Here is a 20,310-nt window from a genome sequence, read left to right on the forward strand (position 1 = left end):
TCAATTCCCTCCTTCTAAATATTCTTTGATGGTCTCGATCGGGATAGCGACGATTTTCGCTTCACCGATCGTTTCTAATAAAATGATTTTTAAATGAGTGCCACGAGCTTTTTTATCGTGAGTGATAGCTTCAAACAATTTTTTCGAATCCCAATTTGGATAACTGATAGGTAAATGGAATTTTTCGATCAACTGGATCAGTTCTTCGGTACTGCCTTTTGGTGATAAACCGATCGCTTCGGCATGACGGTTGATGGCTACCATTCCGATCGCGACACCTTCACCGTGACTGATATTGCCATAGCCGGCAGTATTTTCGATAGCGTGTCCGATAGTATGACCAAAATTCAAGATCAAACGATTGCCTTGATCGAATTCGTCTTCTTCCACAACTTTCCGTTTGACTTCTAAAGCAGCAGTGATAACTTTTTCCGCATGTTCCAACAAATTATTTTCGTCCTTTAAGGAAACCAGGAAACGCCAAAGCTCAGGATCAGCGATCGCCGCGGATTTGATGATCTCAGCGATGCCTTCACGGATCCGGCGTACATCTAACGTTTGTAGCACTTCCGGATCGATCAACACGCTGTCTGGTTGGCTGAATGTCCCTACCAGATTTTTAGCTTTGGCAGTATTGACGGCAGTTTTACCGCCAATACTGGAATCTACCTGCGCCAAAAGCGAAGTAGGAACTTGCAGAAAATGGATCCCCCGCATGTAGGTGGATGCGACGTAACCGGCTAGATCACCGATCACGCCTCCTCCTAAAGCCAAGATCCCATCACTGCGGGTGAAGCCTTCATCTGCTAAAAAGTCATACAATTCAGCGGCTTGTTGCAGTGATTTGCTTTTTTCTCCTGCCGGAACTACTTTGAGAACTGCTTGGAACCCAGCTTCTGTCAATTGTTCCAACACTTTTTCAGCGTATAAAGGTGCAACGTTGGTGTCGGTGATGACAGCGATCTTTTGGGGTGTCCAAACTTCTCTTGCCCATTCACCGATGTGCTGCAAAGCTCCTTTTTGGATGGTGATAGTGTAATGATGGTCTGCTAAATTGACTGTAAGCATGTGATCACTTCTTTCATCTGCTTGGATTATTTGTCCAATGCTTTGATTTCTTGCATTGCGTTGACTAAAATATCGACTTCCGCCATCATTCTCATGTAGGTTTTTTCATTCAATGATTGAGGACCGTCAGACCATGCGTTGGCTGGATCTGGGTGGATCTCAACGATCATTCCATCGGCACCGCTGGCAACTCCTGCACGAGCCATTGGGGGAACAAGATCCCAAATACCAGTACCATGGCTAGGATCGACGATCACTGGGAAGTGGCTCAATTTTTTGATCAATGGAACGGCACTTAGATCGAATGTGTTGCGAGTAGCTGTTTCGTAAGTCCGAATCCCGCGTTCGATGAAGATCACTGGTGATTTGTCTTGAACGGCGATGTATTCAGCAGCATTCAACCATTCGTCGATCGTACCGGAGATTCCTCGTTTCAAGCCGATTGGTTTGCCGGTTTTGCCGACTGCTGATAATAATTTGAAGTTTTGCATGTTGCGGGCACCGATTTGTAAGATGTCGCTGTATTCTGCCACCATATCGATATGGCCTTCATCCATGACTTCTGTGATGACTTTCATACCGAATTCATCTGCTGCTTGGCGGATGTATTTCAGACCTTCTTCTTCAAGACCTTGGAAAGCGTAAGGTGAAGTACGTGGTTTGAAGGCGCCGCCGCGTAAGATTTTCGCACCGCCGGCTTTTGCCATCCGAGCACATTCGCGGATTTGGTCTAATCCTTCAATAGAACAAGGACCTGCCATCGTAACGAAAGAACCGTCACCGATTTTCACGCCGTCTACATCAACGACTGTGTTTCCTGGGTGGAATTCTCGTGAAGTCAATTTGTAAGTTTTAGAGATCTTAACAGTATTTTCGACACCTTCCAAGCTGTTGAAGGCTACGTCTTGCATGCCGCGAGTATCGCCTTTCAATCCGATCACGATATGTTCTGTCCCTTGATCGACGTTAACATCTAATCCTTCTTTTTTGATCCGTTCGATCACTTGTTTCACTTGTTCTTTAGTGGCATTTTTCTTCATAATAACTATCATAATTTCTTCCTACTCTCTTTTTTCTCTTTATTTTATTTTAAATCGATCAATGGTTTGATTTTTTCGACAGGCATTTTTTCTCCTGTCCATAGTTCAAAGGCGGCCGCTCCTTGATACAGCAGCATGCCCAATCCATCGATCGTCTTCAACCCTTTATTTTTAGCAAGTTTCAATAATTTTGTCTGCCGCGGATTATAAACGATATCGCAAACAGTCAGCTCGTCATTTGCAGAAGTCAGATCTTCTACTGGCGAAAGATCTTCAGCAGGTTTCATTCCCAACTTCGTTCCATTGACTAAGAGGACGCTGGTTTCTAAAGCTTTTTCCATCGCTGAATGATCAGCAAGGTCTTCCAATGTGATCTCACAGCCGGTTTGACGGCTGATATCCATGAGCTTTTCTCGTTTTTGCTCAAAGAATGAGCTTTTCCGATTGAAAACATGAATTTTTTTGACCCCGTCCAATGCAGCCTGGACGGTGATGGCGGTAGCCGCGCCGCCGCTGCCGATGATAATGATCTCTTTATCGATCACGGAAAGTCCGGCGTCGGTTAAACTTGCCATAAAACCGATCCCGTCTGTATTGTGGCCGATCAGTTTGCCGTGGTGATTGACCACGGTATTGATGGCGCCGATCAGTCGCGCCGCTTCGCTGAGTTCATCCATCATGGGTAATGCCGCCGTTTTATGAGGCATTGAAAGATTGACCCCCAGCATCTGCAGCGTGCGAACCGCTTCGATACTTGTTTTCAGATTTTCTGGCTCGACGTCAAAAGCTAAATATCTGGCATCGATATTTTTTTCTTTAAATGCTGTATTGTGCAGCAATGGTGAAATGCTGTGACCAGCAGGTTTAGCAAACAACCCTGCCAATCGTGTCTGACCAGTAATTTCCATTTTACTCCCCTTCCATCTGACTTACTCCAGCCTAGCCAACAAAAAAAGATGTTCACTGTAAACATTCCATCTACAGTGAACATCTTTTAAAGAACCCTAAAAAGGTTCGGTAAAATAAAATAGCCACTATAGATTTCTTATCTACGTGGCTGTAAGTCGTGTCAAAAATCTCTAGCCATCATAGATACAAACTTGACTGTTTGTATCCATGAAATTCATGAATACAAACTATCTAAAATAGCTAAAGTAATAATTATTCAGTTGTGAGTGTTTTTGTAAATTCATAAGAATCGCTCCGAACTGATTTAAGATTACGTTTAGTATAGACATCAAGTATATATCTGTCAATCGTTTTTGAAAACTTTTTTAAATTTTCCAGATTATTTACAAATCTTCTTCGAAAAACAGCAGCAAATCATGAAGTGTCAACCGGGATTTTTCTTCTGCGTTCAGGTCTTTGACGATCTGACCTTTTTGCAGCAGAATCAGACGGTTTCCGTAGTTCAGCGCGTCTTCCATCCGGTGAGTGATCATCATACAGGTCAACTGCTGTTCCGCAACTTTTGCCGCTGTGATGGCCATCAGCTGTTTAGAAGTTTTAGGATCTAGGGCTGCGGTGTGTTCATCCAACAAAAGCAGTTGAGGCGGCCGGATCGTCGCCATCAGCAAACTTAACGCTTGCCGCTGCCCGCCGGAAAGATTACCGGTAGGAACATCCAAATGATTTTCTAAGCCGTTGCCGATCTGGCGGCACAGTTCAAAATATTCTTCTTTTTTTTCTGCGATTTTACGATTACGCAATCCTCGCTTCAGCCCCCGTTTTTCTGCCAAAAGCAGATTTTCAGCGACAGTCATCCGTGGTGCTGTCCCCATTTTCGGGTCTTGAAAGACGCGGGAGATGGACACTGCCCGTTTTTCTTCGGAATCTTTTGTGACATCTGTGCCGTTGATTTTGATCGTTCCTTGGCTTACGGGCATCGTGCCGGACACGACGTTGAACAAAGTACTTTTACCAGCACCATTTCCCCCTAAAACAGTTACAAAATCTCCGGATTCCAATGTTAGATCCACGTGGTTCAAAAGCGTTTTGCGCTCGTTGATGCCGTTATTGATTACTTTAGAGACATTTTTGATTTCTAAGACACTCATTTTGTCTCCTCCTTTTCAAGGCCTGTCTTCAGATTCAACGCGCTTTTTAAACGCGGGATCATCAAACAGATCGCTAAGATTCCTGATGAGATGATTTTCAGATAGGTGGTGTCCAGTCCAGCCCAGATGATCGCAAAAATCAATAATTGATAGATGATACTGCCGACTACGACTGCTACCAGCCGTTCAGCAAAGGTCAATTCGCCGTACAGCACTTCACCAATGATGATAGATGCCAACCCGATCACGATGACTCCGATCCCTTTGGAAACATCTGCGTAACCGTCATTTTGCGAGATCAATGCGCCGGATAACGCGATGACACCGTTGGAAAGTGTCAATCCTAAAATTTTCATACGATCCGTTTTGATCCCCATCGAACGGGCCATTTCTTCATTATCCCCTGTTGCGATGTAGGCTTGCCCCAATTCTGTATAGAAGAACAACAATAATAATCCAATCGTAATGATCACAGCTGCCAGTCCTAATAGCACGATATCGAAATAATTCGGCAGGTGCAGACCTTGAAAAATATCTTGAATCCGAGGGAAATTCCGCAGACCTTTATTGGGACTTTGCATGACGAACAAAATAACCGAGTTCAATCCTGACATAACTAAGATCCCAGCTAAGATCACGGGGATCTTGCCTTTAGTAAATAATAATCCAGTGACTAAACCGGCGGCCATGCCCGCCAAGACTCCTAAAATCGTTGCTAAGATCGGATGGATCCCACTGGTGATGGCAGTAACACAGACTGCTCCTCCCAGCGGAAAAGAACCTTCCGTTGTCATATCGGGAAAATTCAAGATTCGATATGTCATAAAAATACCCAGTCCAAGTAAGGACCATAACAATCCTTGACCAATCGTTGAAACGATCATTTTGTTTCCTCCTCTTCTGTTGTTACGAATTTCGCGTTTTGTTTGTCTGTCAGATCAACATTGAAGCGTTCAGCTTGTTCTTTGTTAATGATCGTGTCGCCGTCTTTGAAAGTATAGATCGGTGTGGTTTTCGGTACGGAACTTCCTTTTAAGATCTCCGCAGCTATTTTTCCTGTTTGAATCCCTAATTCTTTTTGGTTGATCCCGACAGTTGCCAAACCGCCTTGTTGGACCATCGTATCCACAGACGGGATGACTGGTGTGTCATTTTTATCAGCTTCCGACATGACGGTTTCCATTGCGCTGGCGATCGTATTGTCCAGAGGGATGTAAATAAAATCAACGGAACGGGAAAGCACTTGAACTGCTTGTGCGATCTCATTAGTGGAGGCTACCGCTTTTTTTACAGGTTCCATTCCCAGATCTGTGATGGCTTTTTCTGCTTGACTCACTTGATATTTTGAATTGGCTTCAGCGGAGGAATACAAGATCCCCACTTTTTTTGCTTTTGGCAATAATTCATGGGCCAACTTGATTTGCGCGGCAACTGGCGGCTGATCGGAAACACCGGTGATATTGCCGCCGGGTTCTTCATTACTGTCAACAAGTCCGGCACCTACCGGATCAGTGACTGCTCCTAAAACGATCGGCAAGCTGTCTGTGGTGTTTGCCAAAGCTTGCGCCGCCGGTGTAGCAACTCCGATCAAGACATCTGAGCGGTCTTGCACCAATTGCTGACTCATAGTGTCCAATTTGCTTTGGTCTGCCTGACCATTTTGGAAATTGATCTTCAGATTTTTTCCTTCTTCAAATCCGGCTTGTTTTAATCCTTCTTTGATGCCTTCTGTGATTTGATCAAGCGCAGGATGGCTGACGAATTGTAAGATCCCTACTGATTTCATTTCAGTTTCTTTTGTTTCCGGCTGTTTTTCAACTATCGCAAAACCGATCAAAATTGCCGCTAAAGCAATGATCGTTGCTAATAACCCTTTATTTTTTATCATTTTTTTTCCTCCTATAAAGTAAAAAAACCAGCAATCCCATGCCGGCGATTGCTAGTTGCACAAAAAAGCCGCATAGAAATGTTTTTCTATGCGGCGATAATTTCAAAAATTATGTTGGCATAGATACAACGTTAGAATGTACTCTAAAAAGTTGTATCTATGGATCGATCCATCAAATACAACTATCTACGCCAGTTTTGCCAACTCTTTTGTTTTCCTTGAGTTTCTGTTGTAAATAGGTTCATGACGGTCAACTCCTTTGTTATGATGAAAATAGAATACCTGATTGTCTTTCATTCGTCAATAGAAAATATTCAGAATTTTGTTCTTTCTAGTTGTTCTCGATCTCATGGATGCTCCACATTGGCAGTCGGTTCAGTTCAGGAATGAATTCTTCCTGAAAATTTTCCAAGTCCGAGACGACAAAACGGTTCTTTTCTTTGCCTTTTTCAAAAAAGATGAATGTGACTTCATCAGAATCGATATTGTAGCGGGATTGGATTGCTTTGGTGTCATAGACGATGGGATAATAAAAAACATTGCGATTCAATTCTTGGCGTTTATCCGGATCATCCAGTAATTGCAGCACTCGGCGGTAGTCAGCTCCTTTTGGTTTACTGAACATCACAGAGACCGCTCTGGTTTTTTCGATTGTTTGGTCTTGTTTATGATAATCAAGCGGTAAGATCTTTTCGGGAGGAAGTGTTGAAAAAATCAGGTTTTCATATTCAGATTGACGGATATGTCTTTGTGAAACGATCAATACCCCGCTGAATAGCAGCGAAAACAGCAAGAAAGAAATTACAGTGATCAGTGCTCGTTTTTGGTTATCGTACGCCCAGTCGGCAAATGCATCCCAGATGTTTGAAGCTCGTTGTTTTATTTTTTCCCACGCTTTTTTTATCCTATCCACTTTTTCCCTCCTTGCATTACACCAATAAAACGGCTTTTTTGTGATCTATTAGTTCAATACTAGCAATTAATCACTAATAACGTCAAGAATCTTTCCATCTTTTCATTTCTTTTGTATGATAGAGGAAACAGTATTTGACAAGGAGTCGGCGTATGATACATTTAGGAGACAATATGATGGATTTTTTGATCCCGTTTTTCGAGCTGTTAGTTTTTTTATTGAATTTTATCTCGATCATCATTCTCGTTTGGGGCGTAGTTATTTCCGTTTATGACTTTATCCACTCGGAAACAACTCATGTCGACCATGTTCGGGCTGCCCGAAACAATAATTTTATCAAAAACTTTCTAGGAAGTTATATCCTGCTCAGCTTGGAAATCTTGATCGCTGCGGATATCATCGAATCCATCATCAACCCCACCATTGAAGACATTTTGCGTTTAGCTGCGGTGGTGGTCATCCGTACTGTGATCTCTTACTTCTTGCATCAAGAACTGAAAGATGCTTTGGAAGATGAAGATGAACATAGAATCTCAAAAATCGATCGATGATCTGAAACAGATCATTTATGAAAAGAGGAAAAAAAGATGTCATTTGACGGAATATTTACCCATCTGATGGTCAAGGAGCTCTCCGCTGAATTATTGCGGGGACGTATTTCAAAGATCCATCAGCCCTACCCTAACGAAGTCGTGCTAGTGATTCGTAATCAAGGGAAAAATAAAAAATTACTGCTCTCAGCCCATCCAAGTTATGCGCGGGTCCAGTTGACAGAGATCGCTTACGGCAATCCTGACACACCGCCTAACTTTGTGATGATGCTGCGAAAATATCTGGATGGCGCGATTTTGGAAAAGATCCATCAAGTAGAAAACGACCGAGTGATCCATTTTACTTTCAGTCGTCGTGATGAATTGGGAGATCTGCAAAATATCGTATTGGTAGTGGAATTGATGGGTCGCCACAGCACGATCCTATTGATGAATCAAGAAACCGGAAAAATCTTAGACGCTATCAAGCATATCGGCTCATCCCAAAACAGCTACCGATCCCTATTGCCGGGAGTAGAATATATCGAACCGCCGAAACAAGAACAGCTGAATCCTTTTACCGCAAGCGATACTGTTGTATTTGACCGGTTGTCAAAAGCGTCGGAACTGACAAAAAGTTATTTGCAGCAGCAGTTTCAAGGACTGGGAACGGATACTGCCGGTGAACTGGCTTTTCGTCTGAATCAAAAGCCTAATGAAAAATTGACTGTTTGGCATGCTTTCTTCACTGAATTGCAGGAAACGTTGCAGCCAACATTGATCCAGCAGGAAAAGAAAGAGTTCTTCACACCGATTCCTTTTAAAAGTCTTGAAGAACAAGCAGTCGCTATTGAAACCACCGAAAATCTCAGTCAGTTGTTAGACCTGTATTACCATGACAAAGCAGAACGAGATCGCGTCAAGCAGCAAGGCAGCGAACTTTTACGGAAAATCGAAAATGAACTGCATCGCAATCAAAAGAAATTGCAAAAAAGAGAAAAAACGCTAGCTGATTCAGAGAATGCTGAAGAATATCGTCAAAAAGGCGAATTGCTGACGACGTTTATGAACCAAGTTCCCCGCGGTGCGACAACAGTGACATTGCCGAACTATTATGAAGAGGATCGGCCGTTGGAGATTGCATTGAATCCTGCGTTGACGCCCAATCAAAACGCGCAAAAATACTTCCAACGCTATCAAAAATTGCGTAATGCAGTGAAATTGATCGGTGATCAGATCCAAGAAACGAAAAATGAGATCAGTTATCTGGAGTCCGTTCTAGCGCAATTAGAGATCGCAGGACCAATGGATCTGGAAGTGATCCGAGAAGAATTGATCGATCAAGGCTACTTGAAAAAGCCGACTAAACGCCAGAAAAAACAGAAAAAATCACAGCCGGATGTTTTCTATGCGACAGACGGCACTGAGATTTTTGTGGGCAAAAACAATCTGCAAAACGATCAGCTGACTTTACGGACCGCCCGCAAAACGGATTATTGGCTCCACGCGAAAAATATCCCCGGCTCTCATGTCATCATCCGTTCCAGTGATCCGTCAGAAGAAACGATCTTGCAAGCGGCGGAACTGGCGGCTTATTTCTCGAAATACCGTCATTCAGCACAAGTCCCTGTAGATCTGGTCCAAGTCAAACATATCCGCAAGCCAAACGGCGCGAAACCCGGCTATGTGATCTATGAAAATCAGACCACCTACTTCATAACTCCGGAAGAAGAAGCGATTCAAAAAATGGCGAAAAAACAACACTAATAAAAACCGCACCAGAGAGCATGCCGTATTTGGCAATATCTCTGGTGCGGTTTTTATTCTTATACTGCTATCACAGCTCTTTTTTGCTTTTGATAATAAACGACCGCACCTCGAAAAAGAATTCCTCCGCGATTTCAGACAGTTTGGTTTTTTTCGGATAGATACCATACAGATGATTCAGCGGTTCGTCTTTTAGGGGGATCAAGCGGATCATTTCTTTGGTGGGACGGTCCACGATCCCTGAACCAGAAGCATAGGCTGTACTGGAAAGCAGGATGTTGGTCAATGTGCCCCGATCATTGGTGACGATCACGCTTTTTGCTTGATTCTTGAGAGGATCTTCATCGAAATACTCAAAATTCCCACCTTCTTGGTTGAAACGGACTTGAGAATATTCCTTCAGCTGCGAGATATCGATCTCTTTTTCAGCGGCTAGCGGATGATGTTTTCCTACGAAAATATGGGTGCGAAATGTGCCAAGATCGACCTTCATCAAACGAGCTTGATCCAGATAACGCTCCAAACCTTTTTGGTTGTTCTCGTTCATATACAGCAGCCCGATCTCGCTGTGGCCTTCTGCTACTTCTTCGATGACTTTGGCGGTGGTGGTCTCCATAATGCGGTATTCTTGGTAATAAGCGAAGCGTTCGATCAGCTGACCGATCACCGATCCTAAAAAGTCATAATGCTGGGAAGCGATGGAAAAACGTTCAGTCGGCTCTTTTTTCTGATAATGGGTCTCTAAGCGTTCCAACTGAACTAAAATTTTTTCCGCACGAGCGAGAAAATCTCGACCGTCTGCGGTCAATACCGCACCTTGGTTCGTCCGCACGAACAGTGTCAGACCTAATTCCTTTTCCAACTCTTTGATGCCGCTGGATAAACTTGGCTGGGTGATAAACATCTTTCTGGCAGCTTCGCGAAAACTGCCGTTGTTCGCTACCGCTACTACATATCGCAACTGTTGAAGATTCATGCTCTGCTACTCCTCAAAATAAAAAATCTTTCGTCCTAATTTTTCCTGTAAAGGCCGGTTGTTGTTTTCCAAGACCTCTTCACGAAATTCTTCGATAAATCTGCGGTCAATGACATTTACCTCATCAAAAACAAACCAATTGATCGGTCCGATAGTTGGCGGTGTGGTCAAAGAACCGATATAGTGAAAATGGCTTCTGGCCTGAGGCAGGAAAACCGTTGGATCAAAAATCTCCAAATGAGTTGAAAAATCCCAAATCCCTTCTTTGGTGAAATCCACTCCTTCTTCATTGATCCGAAACAAGACACCTACCACTAAACTGTTTCCCTGATCATCTGCATGGACCAGATGGAATTCTATTTCTTCCTGCTGCCCATCGATCCAGTGTTCGCTGGGCATATGGTAATGGATATCATTCAATAAATACTTGCTGCCGTCATAGCTGACGTAGCTGGAACAATCATAAGGAACGAAATGAATGGTATTTTTGAATTCTTTTTCAGTAAATCGTTCTTCTTGATAGTGAAAGATCAGTTTTTTTCCTGATTCTTTTTGCGCTTCGCTGTACTGCAGATGAATCGGTGATTGTAATGGGAACTTTGCTCCTTCTGCATACCAATCACATAAGGTATGCCAATATTCGGGCCCATTTTCTCCCTCGTAACTCCAAGGAACATCCATATTTCGTTTCAAAAAAAACGCCTCCTATGAATCTGCTGAATCGGTTGAATCGGTAAGAATAGTTTGGATCTCAGCTAAAAATTTCTGATCACCGTAAAAGCGATCACCTAATAAATCAGGGAAAATATTCTCAAAAAAATAAACAACACTTGGTCGATGTTGGAATTGCTTGATGGTTTGAACAGATTCCAAAAACATTTCCTCGAAGACCCGCTCCGTATTGTTCTTATTGATCTCTTCAAAAGATTCATACAGCAGATCTACTTTATCAGCGATCGCCAAGATCTCCCCTTCAATGGAATCATCTTTGCCTTCAGATAAACGGCGACGATAAATATCTTGAAATTCCACGGGGATCTCTTGATTAATGAATTCATCTGTCATTTTTTCTTCTACGTGCTGAAGCATCGCCCGTAGTTCCGGACTCGCGTATTTGACCGGTGTTTTGATATCACCGATAAAGCGTTCTGTATAGTCATGGTTCAGCGCTTTTTCATAGAGTGATTTCCAATTGATAGCGACACCCTTCAATTCCTCGATATCACCTAGGACTTGTGCAATAGACGTCACTCGATAGGAATGGGCCGCCACACTGTGCTCGTTAAATTTAAAGAATCCTGGTGCCCGATAGATTTTTTCTAAATTATTCAATCCTAATAAATATTCGTTCAGTCCCATAACTATCCCCGCTTTCTAGTGATTTGTTACCATCCTATCAAAAAAAATTCTGAAAATAAACAAAAAGAGACTAAATTTTATTCAGTCTCTTAATGAAGATCATTTTAGCCAGTTTTCCGGATCTTCTTTCCAGTCTTTTAAAAGTTTCATATCTTCTTGATTGATATAATCAGTCTCTAACGCGACTTCCAGCAATGCGCTGTAGTTAGTCAAAGTAACTAAAGGTGTTTTCGCTTCTTCAAAACGTGCTTTGCCTTTTGGCAGTTCGTACGTAAAGATCGCCGCAACACCTAAAACGTCCGCTCCCTCTCTTTTTGCCGCTTCGCACGCTTCAAGAACGCTGCCGCCGGTGGAGATCAAATCTTCGATCACTACCATTTTTTGTCCGTCAGTGATCCGACCTTCGATTTGATTGCCTTTGCCATGATCTTTGGCTTTGCTGCGGATATAGACCATCGGCAAATCAAGGATATCTGCTACCCAAGCCGCATGAGGGATACCAGCCGTCGCGGTCCCTGCGATCACTTCCACATCAGGATAATTTTCTTTGATTTTTTCTGCAAGACCCGCAGCGATCTCTTTACGAATAGCCGGATAGCTCATCGTGATCCGATTGTCGCAGTAAATGGGGCTTTTGATCCCGCTTGCCCAAGTAAAAGGTTCGTTAGGACTTAAAAAGACAGCTTCTATCTCTAAAAGATCTTTGGCGATCGTCATCTCTAATGTCATTGATTTTCTCCATTCCATTCGTTTTTGATTTTTGTATAAGCGGCATAAGGATCAGCGGCTTGCGTGATAGGTCGCCCCACAACGATGTAAGTAGAACCGACTTCGCGAGCTGTGCCCGGTGTTACGACACGTTTTTGATCACCGATTTCACTTCCAGTCGGGCGGATCCCAGGAGTCAAGCAGACAAAATCAGGTGTCGTTGCTTGTTTGATTTTGGCAACTTCCAATGCTGAAGAAACAACCCCGTCAAGTCCCGCTTTTTGCGCACATTTTGCATAATGGATCACGCTTTCTTCTAAGGAAACATCGATCAGCTGATCATCATGCATCTGCTGTTCTGTTGTAGAGGTCAGTTGGGTGATCGCCAATAACTTCGGACGTTCTTTGCCCATTGGTGTCCCTTCTTCTAATCCTCGTAATGCGGCTTCCATCATTTTGACGCCGCCGGCAGCATGGACACAAGTGATATCTACACCCAATCCTGCCAATCCCCGCATCGCTTTTTCAACGGTATTGGGAATATCATGGAGCTTCAGATCTAAAAAGACATCATGACCATTGCGTTTCAACCAGCGAACCGTCTCCGGTCCTTCTTGATAAAAAAGTTCCATGCCGATCTTAACGAACAGTGATTCATTTTTAGGAAATTTTTTGAAAAATAATTCTACTTCTCCGCGACTGGAAAAGTCTAATGCGATGATTGGACGTTGATTCATTTCCGTTCCTCCCGTACTTCTTTGATTAGCTGCTGCAGTGATTCGATGCCTAACTCCGCCATACGGATCGGCAGTTCTTCGATCAATTTTGGACAAATATATGGATCCGTGAAGTTCGCTGTTCCGACTGCTACGGCACTAGCACCGGCCATGAACATTTCCAGTACGTCGTCCACTGTCATTACGCCACCCATCCCGATGATGGGCAGATCGGAAACGCCGGCAACTTGATGGATCAGTCGGATAGCTACCGGTTTGATCGCAGGACCTGACAGTCCGCCTGTTTGATTGGCCAAGATGGGTTTGCGGGACTTTAGGTCGATCCGCATCCCCAGCAGTGTATTGATCATCGTAAATCCATCCGCCCCGCCTTTTTCGATAGCTTTTGCGATGGGAACGATATCAGTGACATTGGGGGACAATTTGACGTAGACGGGAACTTTCGCTACCGCTTTTACCGCTTTTGTCAATTCATAGGCTACTTGCGGATCCGTACCAAAAGCGATCCCGCCATGTTTGACATTCGGGCAGGAGATATTCAGCTCGATAGCATGGACATTCGGCGCTTCGCCGATCTTGCCGCACACTTCGACATAATCTTCTTCACAAGCACCTGCCACATTAGCGATGATCGGCAGATCAGGATATTTTTCTTGAAGTTCCGGCAGATAGGTATCCATGACAACTTCCATACCGGGATTTTGTAAACCGATCGCGTTCAGCATTCCGCTAGGAGTTTCTGCTACCCGGGGTGTTTCATTTCCAAAACGGGCTTTTGGAGTTGTGGCTTTGATCATGATGGAGCCTAATTGATTGAGGTCATAATATTCGCCGTATTCTTTACCAAATCCGAAACAGCCGCTTGCCGGCATAATTGGATTTTTTAATTTCAATCCCGGCAGATCGATAGACAGATCCATTATAAAACCACCTTTCCAGCTGGGAAGACTGGACCTTCGTCACAGACCTTCACGCTTTTTTCGCCTGTTTCATCTTCTTGGAGATGGCAGACACAAGCATAGCAAGCGCCGATCCCGCAAGCCATGCGGGATTCTAATGACAATTGCGTGTTGGGATGTTCATGAAACAATTGCTCGACGGTCTTTAATAATCCATTGCTTCCGCAGGCAAAGACCGCAGAAGGCACCGCTTTTTCAGTATCAGCTAACAGCAAATTACCGACATTGCCATGGACGCCATAGCTGCCGTCATCAGTTGCGATGCGAGTCTCGCCTAGATCCATGAATTTTTCTTGATAATACATCACTTCTTTCGAAGCAAAGCCTAGAAAATGGACTGGTGTCACTCCCATCGCTTTCAATTGCCGGGACAGCTCATAAAGAGGCGGAACACCGATACCGCCGCCAACGATATAGGCGGTATCTCCTGCCTGCAACCCTGAAAGATCGAATCCATTGCCTAATGGCCCCAATACATCTAAAGAGTCGCCTGACGTTAGTTCAGAAAAAACTTTCGTGCCATCACCTTCTGTTCGATAGATGATCCTGCAAGTCCCGTTTTCTCGATCAATCTGATTAAGACTGATCGGCCTTCTTAATAATAGATCCTGTCTAGGCACTCGGATATGCAGAAACTGACCTGGTGTGGTCATTTCTTGGACTAGTTCCCCTGAAAGGGTCATTTCATAGATTCGCGGCGCTAGATTTTTTTGCGATATGATCGTCATAAGTTCTTGTTTCATGAAATTCTCCCTTACTGGTTTTTAAATCGCTTGTGTGGTGAATGCTCGTGATTCCATCACTTTTAAGATCGCGGTGGCAGTGTCTAATGAAGTACATAATGGAACACCGTGTTCTACCGCTTCTCGGCGGATCATGAAGCCGTCTTGGGAAGTTCCTTGACGGTTTTTATCCATCGTGTTCACGACTAATTGCGCTTTTCCTCGTAAATATTCCAACGCATTTGGTGTTGTATGGTCTGAAATTTTCGCCACCGCTTTTGTCCGGATCCCCTGTTTCTGGAAGTATTCGGCTGTTCCGTTGGTAGCAACGATCGTAAAACCGATCGTTGAAAATCGTCTTGCCAGATTGACCGCTTCTTCTTTTGCGTCGTCCGCGACGGAAAACAGGACAGTGCCGAATTCATGGATATGCAGTCCTGCTGCTTCGAAGGCTTTATACAACGCTTTTTCCAATGTTTTATCAGAGCCCATTACTTCACCTGTAGATTTCATTTCCGGACCTAAGTGGGTTTCGACTTTTTGCAATTTCGTGAATGAAAAGACCGGCGCTTTGACATGGACGTCCTTGCTCTCTGGATAAAGTCCATTTTGATAGCCTTGATCGGCCAGTTTGTTGCCTAAAATAGCTTGGGTTGCCAGTTGAGCCATCGGGATGCCTGTGACTTTGCTTAAAAACGGCACGGTACGGCTGGCTCTCGGATTGACTTCGATAACATAAACTTGTTCATCGTGGATCACAAATTGGATATTCATCATCCCGATACAGTTCAAGCCTAATGCCAATTTTTCTGTATAGTCAGCGATCGTTTTCTTGATTTCTTCGGAAAGATACTGTGGCGGATAAACGGCCATCGAATCTCCTGAATGGATCCCTGCTCGTTCGATGTGTTCCATGATACCTGGAATCAACACGGTCTCGCCATCACAGATCGCGTCCACTTCGCATTCGCCGCCGATCAGATAACGATCGACAAGTACTGGATGTTCCGGTGAAGCTTTGACGGCATTTTCCATATAGTCTTCCAGGTCCTGTTGGTTCTCAACGATTTCCATCGCGCGGCCGCCTAAGACGTAACTTGGACGTACCAAGACTGGATATCCGATTCTTTGCGCGATCGTTACCGCTTCTTCTTTATTCGTCGCTGTATCGCCCGGTGGTTGCGGGATCCCTAGTTCTTTCAATGCTTGTTCGAAAAGATCGCGATTTTCCGCACGATCCAGATCCTCGATACTGGTTCCTAAAATCTTCGTGCCGCTTTTTGCCAACGGTTCTGCTAAATTGATGGCAGTTTGTCCGCCGAATTGCACGATCACGCCGATCGGTTGTTCCAGATCGATCACGTTTTGAACATCTTCCAGTGTCAATGGTTCAAAATACAGCTTGTCAGAGATGGAAAAGTCTGTCGATACTGTTTCCGGATTGCTGTTGATGATGATAGCCTCGTATCCTGCTGCTTGGATCGCTTTGACAGAATGGACTGTCGCATAATCGAATTCCACACCTTGACCGATACGGATCGGACCTGAGCCTAATACAAGGACGGAAGGTTTTTGGGTCACAACACTTTCATTTTCAAATTCATAACTGCTGTAAAAATATGGTGTCGTTGATTCGAATTCCGCCGAGCAAGTGTCCACCATTTTATAGACAGGCACCAACTGATTTTCTTTACGAAATTCTCGGATTTTTGCGGCTTCTGTTTGCCAAAGCTGAGCGATCTTCACATCAGAAAAACCGTTTTGCTTGGCTTTTTTCAATGTCGTTTTATCAAATGGCGCTGCTTTCAGCTGTTCTTCGATCTCGGTGATGTGCAGGAGTTTGTCTAAGAAAAACAGATCGATCTTAGTCATTTCCGCAATGTCTTGGATTGTATACCCGCGGCGAATCGCTTCGGTGACATAAAACAGACGATCGTCTTGTGCTTTGACCATTTTTTTCGTTAGTTCATTGTCAGAAAGCTGTTCAAGAACCGGCAGTTCAACGTGAGTCGCGCCCACCTCCAATGAACGGACAGCTTTCAGCAAAGCTTCTTCGATATTGCGGCCGATCGCCATGACTTCACCAGTGGCTTTCATCTGTGTTCCTAAGATCCGGTCGCCGTTTTCAAATTTATCAAATGGCCAACGCGGGATCTTTGCAACGACATAATCCAATGCCGGTTCGAATTCAGCATAGGTGGTTTCAGTCACGGGATTTTTCATTTCATCCAATGTAAGACCGACAGCGATTTTTGCGGCTAGTTTTGCGATCGGATAGCCTGTTGCTTTACTTGCTAAAGCGGAAGAACGTGAAACCCGCGGATTGACTTCGATGACATAATAGTTGAAGCTGTGTGGGTCAAGTGCCAGCTGTACATTACAGCCGCCCTCGATTTGAAGTGCGCGGATGATCCGCAAAGAAGCATCTCTTAACAACTGGTATTCGTGATCAGATAGTGTTTGACTTGGTGCGAAGACGATAGAATCGCCGGTATGGATGCCCACTGGATCAAAGTTTTCCATGTTGCAGACAACGATCGCGTTATCGGCGGAGTCTCGCATCACTTCGTATTCGATCTCTTTGAAACCGGCGATGCTTTTTTCGATCAAGCATTGAGTTGCCGGCGATAATTTAAGACCATTTTCAGCGATGGTCCGCAATTCTTCTTCATTGTCGCACATACCGCCGCCAGTACCGCCAAGTGTAAAGGCTGGACGTACGATAACTGGATAGCCGATTTGATCAGCAAAATCGATTGCTTCCTCAACGGTAGTGATGATGGCTGATTCTGGGATCGGCTGATCCAACTCTTCCATCAATTTTTTGAATAGATCCCGGTCTTCTGCCTGGTCGATGGCGGAAAGTTTGGTTCCCAGAAGTTCGATTCCTAATTCTGTTAAGATCCCTGATTCGGCTAATTCCATTGCCATATTCAGTCCGGTTTGACCGCCTAGTGTTGGTAACAGAGCATCAGGATGTTCCTTACGCAAGATTCGTGAAACAAATTCAAAGGTGATCGGTTCGATATAGACACGATCGGCGATTTCTTTGTCTGTCATGATCGTTGCGGGGTTGGAATTGACCAGAACGACTTCGTAGCCTTCTTCTTTCAATGCCAGACATGCTTGTGTTCCGGCATAGTCGAATTCAGCAGCCTGCCCGATGATAATGGGACCGGATCCGATCACCATGATTTTCTTTATATCTGTCCGTTTTGGCATATGTGCTGCTCCTTCCATGTATCCATCATATCTATAAATTCATCAAATAAGTGCACGGCATCGTGAGGTCCAGGCGCCGCATCCGGGTGAAACTGTACGCTGAATGCCGGATAGTTTTTATGACGTACCCCTTCGATGGTGCCATCGTTCACTTCAATATGAGTCACCATCAAAATATTCGGATCGATAGATTCTTCCGCTACGGCATAGCCGTGATTTTGCGAAGTAAAATCGATTCTTCCGGTGGCGATCTCCCGTACTGGGTGATTCAACCCCCGGTGTCCGAATTTCATCTTGTAAGTATCAGCGCCATTTGCCAGTGAAAATAATTGATGTCCTAAGCAGATTCCGAAAATCGGAACTTTTCCTTGAATCTCTCGAATCATCGCAATAGCTTCCGGTACATCTTTCGGATCTCCCGGTCCGTTCGTCAGCATCACGCCATCTGGAGAAAGTTCCAAGATCTTTTTCGCGCTGGTATCATACGGCAATACCGTCAAATTGCAGTGGCGTTTGGAAAGCTCCCGCAAAATACTGTGCTTCAAGCCAAAATCGATCACGACTACATTGTGTCCAGTGCCCGGGCTTGGATAAGGTTTCGCAGTGGAGACTTGTGCTACTTGATTGGTAGGCAAAACAGCGGCTTTCAATTGATCGTAAGCATGGGTAAAGTCTTCTTCTGCCACGATACTGGCTTTCATCGTGCCGTGCTGACGCAATTTTTTTGTTAGCGCGCGGGTATCGATCCCGGCGATTCCGGGGATACCTTTGCGTTTCAAAAATTCGTCTAATGTCATTTGATTGCGCCAATTGCTTGCTAGACGGGCATGTTCTTTAACGACTACCCCTTTACAAGTCGGTGCGATAGACTCATGATCGTCACGATTGATGCCGTAATTTCCCACCATAGGATACGTAAATGTGATGATCTGTCCGTTAAAACTTTGGTCGGTGATCGTTTCTTGATACCCAGTCATACTGGTAGTAAAAACGATCTCGCCGAAAACATTCGTTTCAGCGCCGAATCCTTCTCCTTCAAAATAAGTGCCATCTTCTAAAATCAACCAACGTTTCATTTTATTTCCCACCTTTTTGCCATACCGCATGACCATTGACAAAGGTATACAATGTATCGCCGTATACTTCCCACTTGTCAAATGGTGTGTTGACAGCTTTTGATTCGAATTGTTTTGAGTCGATCTGATAAGCATGCTGGATATCAAAGATTGCCAGATCTGCTTTTCCGCCGATCGTTAAGCGGCCAGTATCTAATCCGAAGATCGCTGCTGGTTTGACTGCCATCCAGTCAATTACTTGTTCTAATGTAAATTTGCCGGTTTTGACAAAATGCGTATAAATCAGTTGAAACGCGTATTCCGATCCCACAATCCCGAATGGTGCTTTTAAAAAACTTTGATTTTTTTCGTCAAAACCATGGGGAGCATGGTCGGTTGCGATACAATCGATGGTTCCGTCCAACAGACCTTCGATCAATGCTTCGCGGTCGTCTTTGCCTCTCAACGGCGGATTCATTTTCCAATAACCGAAATCTTCTGGGATATCTTCTTCGCATAAGATCAGGTGATGCGGCGAAACCTCGGCAGTGACGTGGACACCGGCTTTTTTCGCATCTCGGATCACTCGCACGCTCTCTTTGGTAGATACATGGCAGACATGATAATGACAGCCGGTTTCTTCTGCTAAAAGCAAATCTCTGGCGATCTGGGAAGATTCCGTTGCACTAAGAATGCCTGGAAGTCCTAATTCTTCTGCTTTTTTGCCGGCGTGCATCACACCGCCGAAAAGCAACGACTCGTCTTCTGTATGGGCAACCAGCGCCATATCATTGGCAGCCGCTTCTTTCATAGCCAGATACATGGTGCCGGCAGTCTGTACGCCGACGCCATCGTTAGTAAAGGCAAACGCCCCGGCTTTTTTTAATGCTTTTTGATCTGTCAGTACATCACTGCGGAGTTTTTCTGTGATCGGCGCGTATTGCAATACATTGACTACGGCATCTTTTTTGATCAAGTCGTAAACTTCTGTCAATTTTTCAGCTGTATCCGGTACCGGATCAAGATTCGGCATGGCACAAACGGTGGTAAATCCACCGCGAGCCGCTGCCATACTGCCGGTTTTGATCGTTTCTTTATAGGTGTATCCAGGTTCCCGCAAGTGGACATGGACATCTACCAAGCCTTGAGTGATCAGCTGTCCTTGGGCATCAAACACTTCATCAAAAACCGTATCAAAACCAGTTCCGATCGCTTTGATTTTGCCTTCTTCGATCCAGATTTCTGCCGGGATCGTTTGATTATCGTGAGAAATAATTTTACCGTTTTTAATGAGTGTTTTCATATGCTT

At 44.3% G+C, this 20,310-nt stretch carries 19 protein-coding genes; 2 read left to right on the top strand and 17 right to left on the bottom strand.

Annotated elements, in window-relative coordinates:
- The 7 genes from aroB to EFB00_RS00290 form a co-directional block, all read right to left on the bottom strand.
- Complete coding sequence (aroB, locus tag EFB00_RS00260; RefSeq protein WP_122644944.1) at window positions 1–1,068, bottom strand: 3-dehydroquinate synthase; 1,068 nt, start codon at window positions 1,066–1,068, stop codon at window positions 1–3.
- A 26-nt stretch (window positions 1,069–1,094) separates the two neighbouring features.
- Window positions 1,095–2,120 carry a 3-deoxy-7-phosphoheptulonate synthase gene (aroF, locus tag EFB00_RS00265; RefSeq protein ID WP_122644945.1) on the bottom strand — a complete coding sequence of 342 codons (1,026 nt, stop codon included), beginning with the start codon at window positions 2,118–2,120 and terminating at the stop codon, window positions 1,095–1,097.
- A gap of 32 nt (window positions 2,121–2,152) precedes the next feature.
- Complete coding sequence (gene aroE / locus EFB00_RS00270; RefSeq protein WP_122644946.1) at window positions 2,153–3,016, bottom strand: shikimate dehydrogenase; 864 nt, start codon at window positions 3,014–3,016, stop codon at window positions 2,153–2,155.
- Window positions 3,017–3,400: 384 nt separating this feature from the next.
- The gene (locus tag EFB00_RS00275) at window positions 3,401–4,165 is read right to left on the bottom strand and encodes an ABC transporter ATP-binding protein (RefSeq protein ID WP_122644947.1); all 765 of its coding nucleotides are present in this window, start codon (window positions 4,163–4,165) and stop codon (window positions 3,401–3,403) included.
- Complete coding sequence (locus EFB00_RS00280; protein WP_122644948.1) at window positions 4,162–5,049, bottom strand: ABC transporter permease; 888 nt, start codon at window positions 5,047–5,049, stop codon at window positions 4,162–4,164. Before EFB00_RS00280 ends, EFB00_RS00275 begins: the two co-directional genes overlap by 4 nt.
- Window positions 5,046–6,050 carry a tryptophan ABC transporter substrate-binding protein gene (trpX, locus tag EFB00_RS00285; protein WP_338133843.1) on the bottom strand — a complete coding sequence of 335 codons (1,005 nt, stop codon included), beginning with the start codon at window positions 6,048–6,050 and terminating at the stop codon, window positions 5,046–5,048. Before trpX ends, EFB00_RS00280 begins: the two co-directional genes overlap by 4 nt.
- Window positions 6,051–6,384: 334 nt before the next feature.
- A complete protein-coding gene (locus EFB00_RS00290; protein WP_122644950.1) occupies window positions 6,385–6,966 on the bottom strand; it encodes a hypothetical protein in 582 nt (193 codons plus the stop codon).
- Window positions 6,967–7,118: 152 nt separating this feature from the next.
- On the opposite strand from EFB00_RS00290, the gene EFB00_RS00295 reads away from it, so the two are divergent.
- Entirely contained in the window at window positions 7,119–7,517 is a 399-nt protein-coding gene (locus EFB00_RS00295) for a DUF1622 domain-containing protein (protein ID WP_122644951.1), read from the top strand.
- A 36-nt stretch (window positions 7,518–7,553) separates the two neighbouring features.
- Window positions 7,554–9,263, top strand: coding sequence for a fibronectin-binding protein EfbA (gene efbA, locus EFB00_RS00300; RefSeq protein ID WP_122644952.1), 1,710 nt, complete (start codon window positions 7,554–7,556; stop codon window positions 9,261–9,263).
- Between the two features lie 70 nt (window positions 9,264–9,333).
- On the opposite strand, the gene EFB00_RS00305 is transcribed toward efbA, so the two are convergent.
- From EFB00_RS00305 to EFB00_RS00350, 10 genes are all read right to left on the bottom strand, one after another.
- Window positions 9,334–10,239, bottom strand: coding sequence for a LysR family transcriptional regulator (locus EFB00_RS00305; protein ID WP_122644953.1), 906 nt, complete (start codon window positions 10,237–10,239; stop codon window positions 9,334–9,336).
- A gap of 6 nt (window positions 10,240–10,245) precedes the next feature.
- Entirely contained in the window at window positions 10,246–10,932 is a 687-nt protein-coding gene (locus EFB00_RS00310) for a carbonic anhydrase family protein (RefSeq protein ID WP_206423448.1), read from the bottom strand.
- A 12-nt stretch (window positions 10,933–10,944) separates the two neighbouring features.
- Window positions 10,945–11,598, bottom strand: a complete 654-nt coding sequence (locus EFB00_RS00315; RefSeq protein ID WP_122644954.1) for a YfbR-like 5'-deoxynucleotidase — start codon at window positions 11,596–11,598, stop codon at window positions 10,945–10,947.
- Window positions 11,599–11,697: 99 nt separating this feature from the next.
- Complete coding sequence (pyrE, locus tag EFB00_RS00320) at window positions 11,698–12,327, bottom strand: orotate phosphoribosyltransferase (RefSeq protein ID WP_122644955.1); 630 nt, start codon at window positions 12,325–12,327, stop codon at window positions 11,698–11,700.
- Complete coding sequence (gene pyrF, locus EFB00_RS00325; protein ID WP_122644956.1) at window positions 12,324–13,043, bottom strand: orotidine-5'-phosphate decarboxylase; 720 nt, start codon at window positions 13,041–13,043, stop codon at window positions 12,324–12,326. Before pyrF ends, pyrE begins: the two co-directional genes overlap by 4 nt.
- Window positions 13,040–13,963, bottom strand: coding sequence for a dihydroorotate dehydrogenase (locus tag EFB00_RS00330; RefSeq protein WP_122644957.1), 924 nt, complete (start codon window positions 13,961–13,963; stop codon window positions 13,040–13,042). The genes pyrF and EFB00_RS00330 overlap by 4 nt, the downstream gene beginning before the upstream one ends.
- Window positions 13,963–14,745 carry a dihydroorotate dehydrogenase electron transfer subunit gene (locus EFB00_RS00335; protein ID WP_122644958.1) on the bottom strand — a complete coding sequence of 261 codons (783 nt, stop codon included), beginning with the start codon at window positions 14,743–14,745 and terminating at the stop codon, window positions 13,963–13,965. The genes EFB00_RS00330 and EFB00_RS00335 overlap by 1 nt, the downstream gene beginning before the upstream one ends.
- A gap of 21 nt (window positions 14,746–14,766) precedes the next feature.
- A complete protein-coding gene (carB, locus tag EFB00_RS00340; RefSeq protein ID WP_122644959.1) occupies window positions 14,767–17,946 on the bottom strand; it encodes a carbamoyl-phosphate synthase large subunit in 3,180 nt (1,059 codons plus the stop codon).
- Window positions 17,925–19,022 (bottom strand): carbamoyl phosphate synthase small subunit, encoded by a 1,098-nt coding sequence (locus EFB00_RS00345; protein WP_122644960.1) that lies wholly within the window; start codon window positions 19,020–19,022, stop codon window positions 17,925–17,927. The genes carB and EFB00_RS00345 overlap by 22 nt, the downstream gene beginning before the upstream one ends.
- A 1-nt stretch (window position 19,023) precedes the next feature.
- Window positions 19,024–20,304: a dihydroorotase gene (locus tag EFB00_RS00350; RefSeq protein WP_122644961.1), complete on the bottom strand. Its 1,281-nt coding sequence runs from the start codon at window positions 20,302–20,304 to the stop codon at window positions 19,024–19,026.
- Between the last annotated feature and the right edge of the window lie 6 nt (window positions 20,305–20,310).

Source organism: Enterococcus mediterraneensis (genome assembly GCF_900604485.1).
Taxonomy (GTDB): Bacteria; Bacillota; Bacilli; order Lactobacillales; family Enterococcaceae; genus Enterococcus_C; species Enterococcus_C mediterraneensis.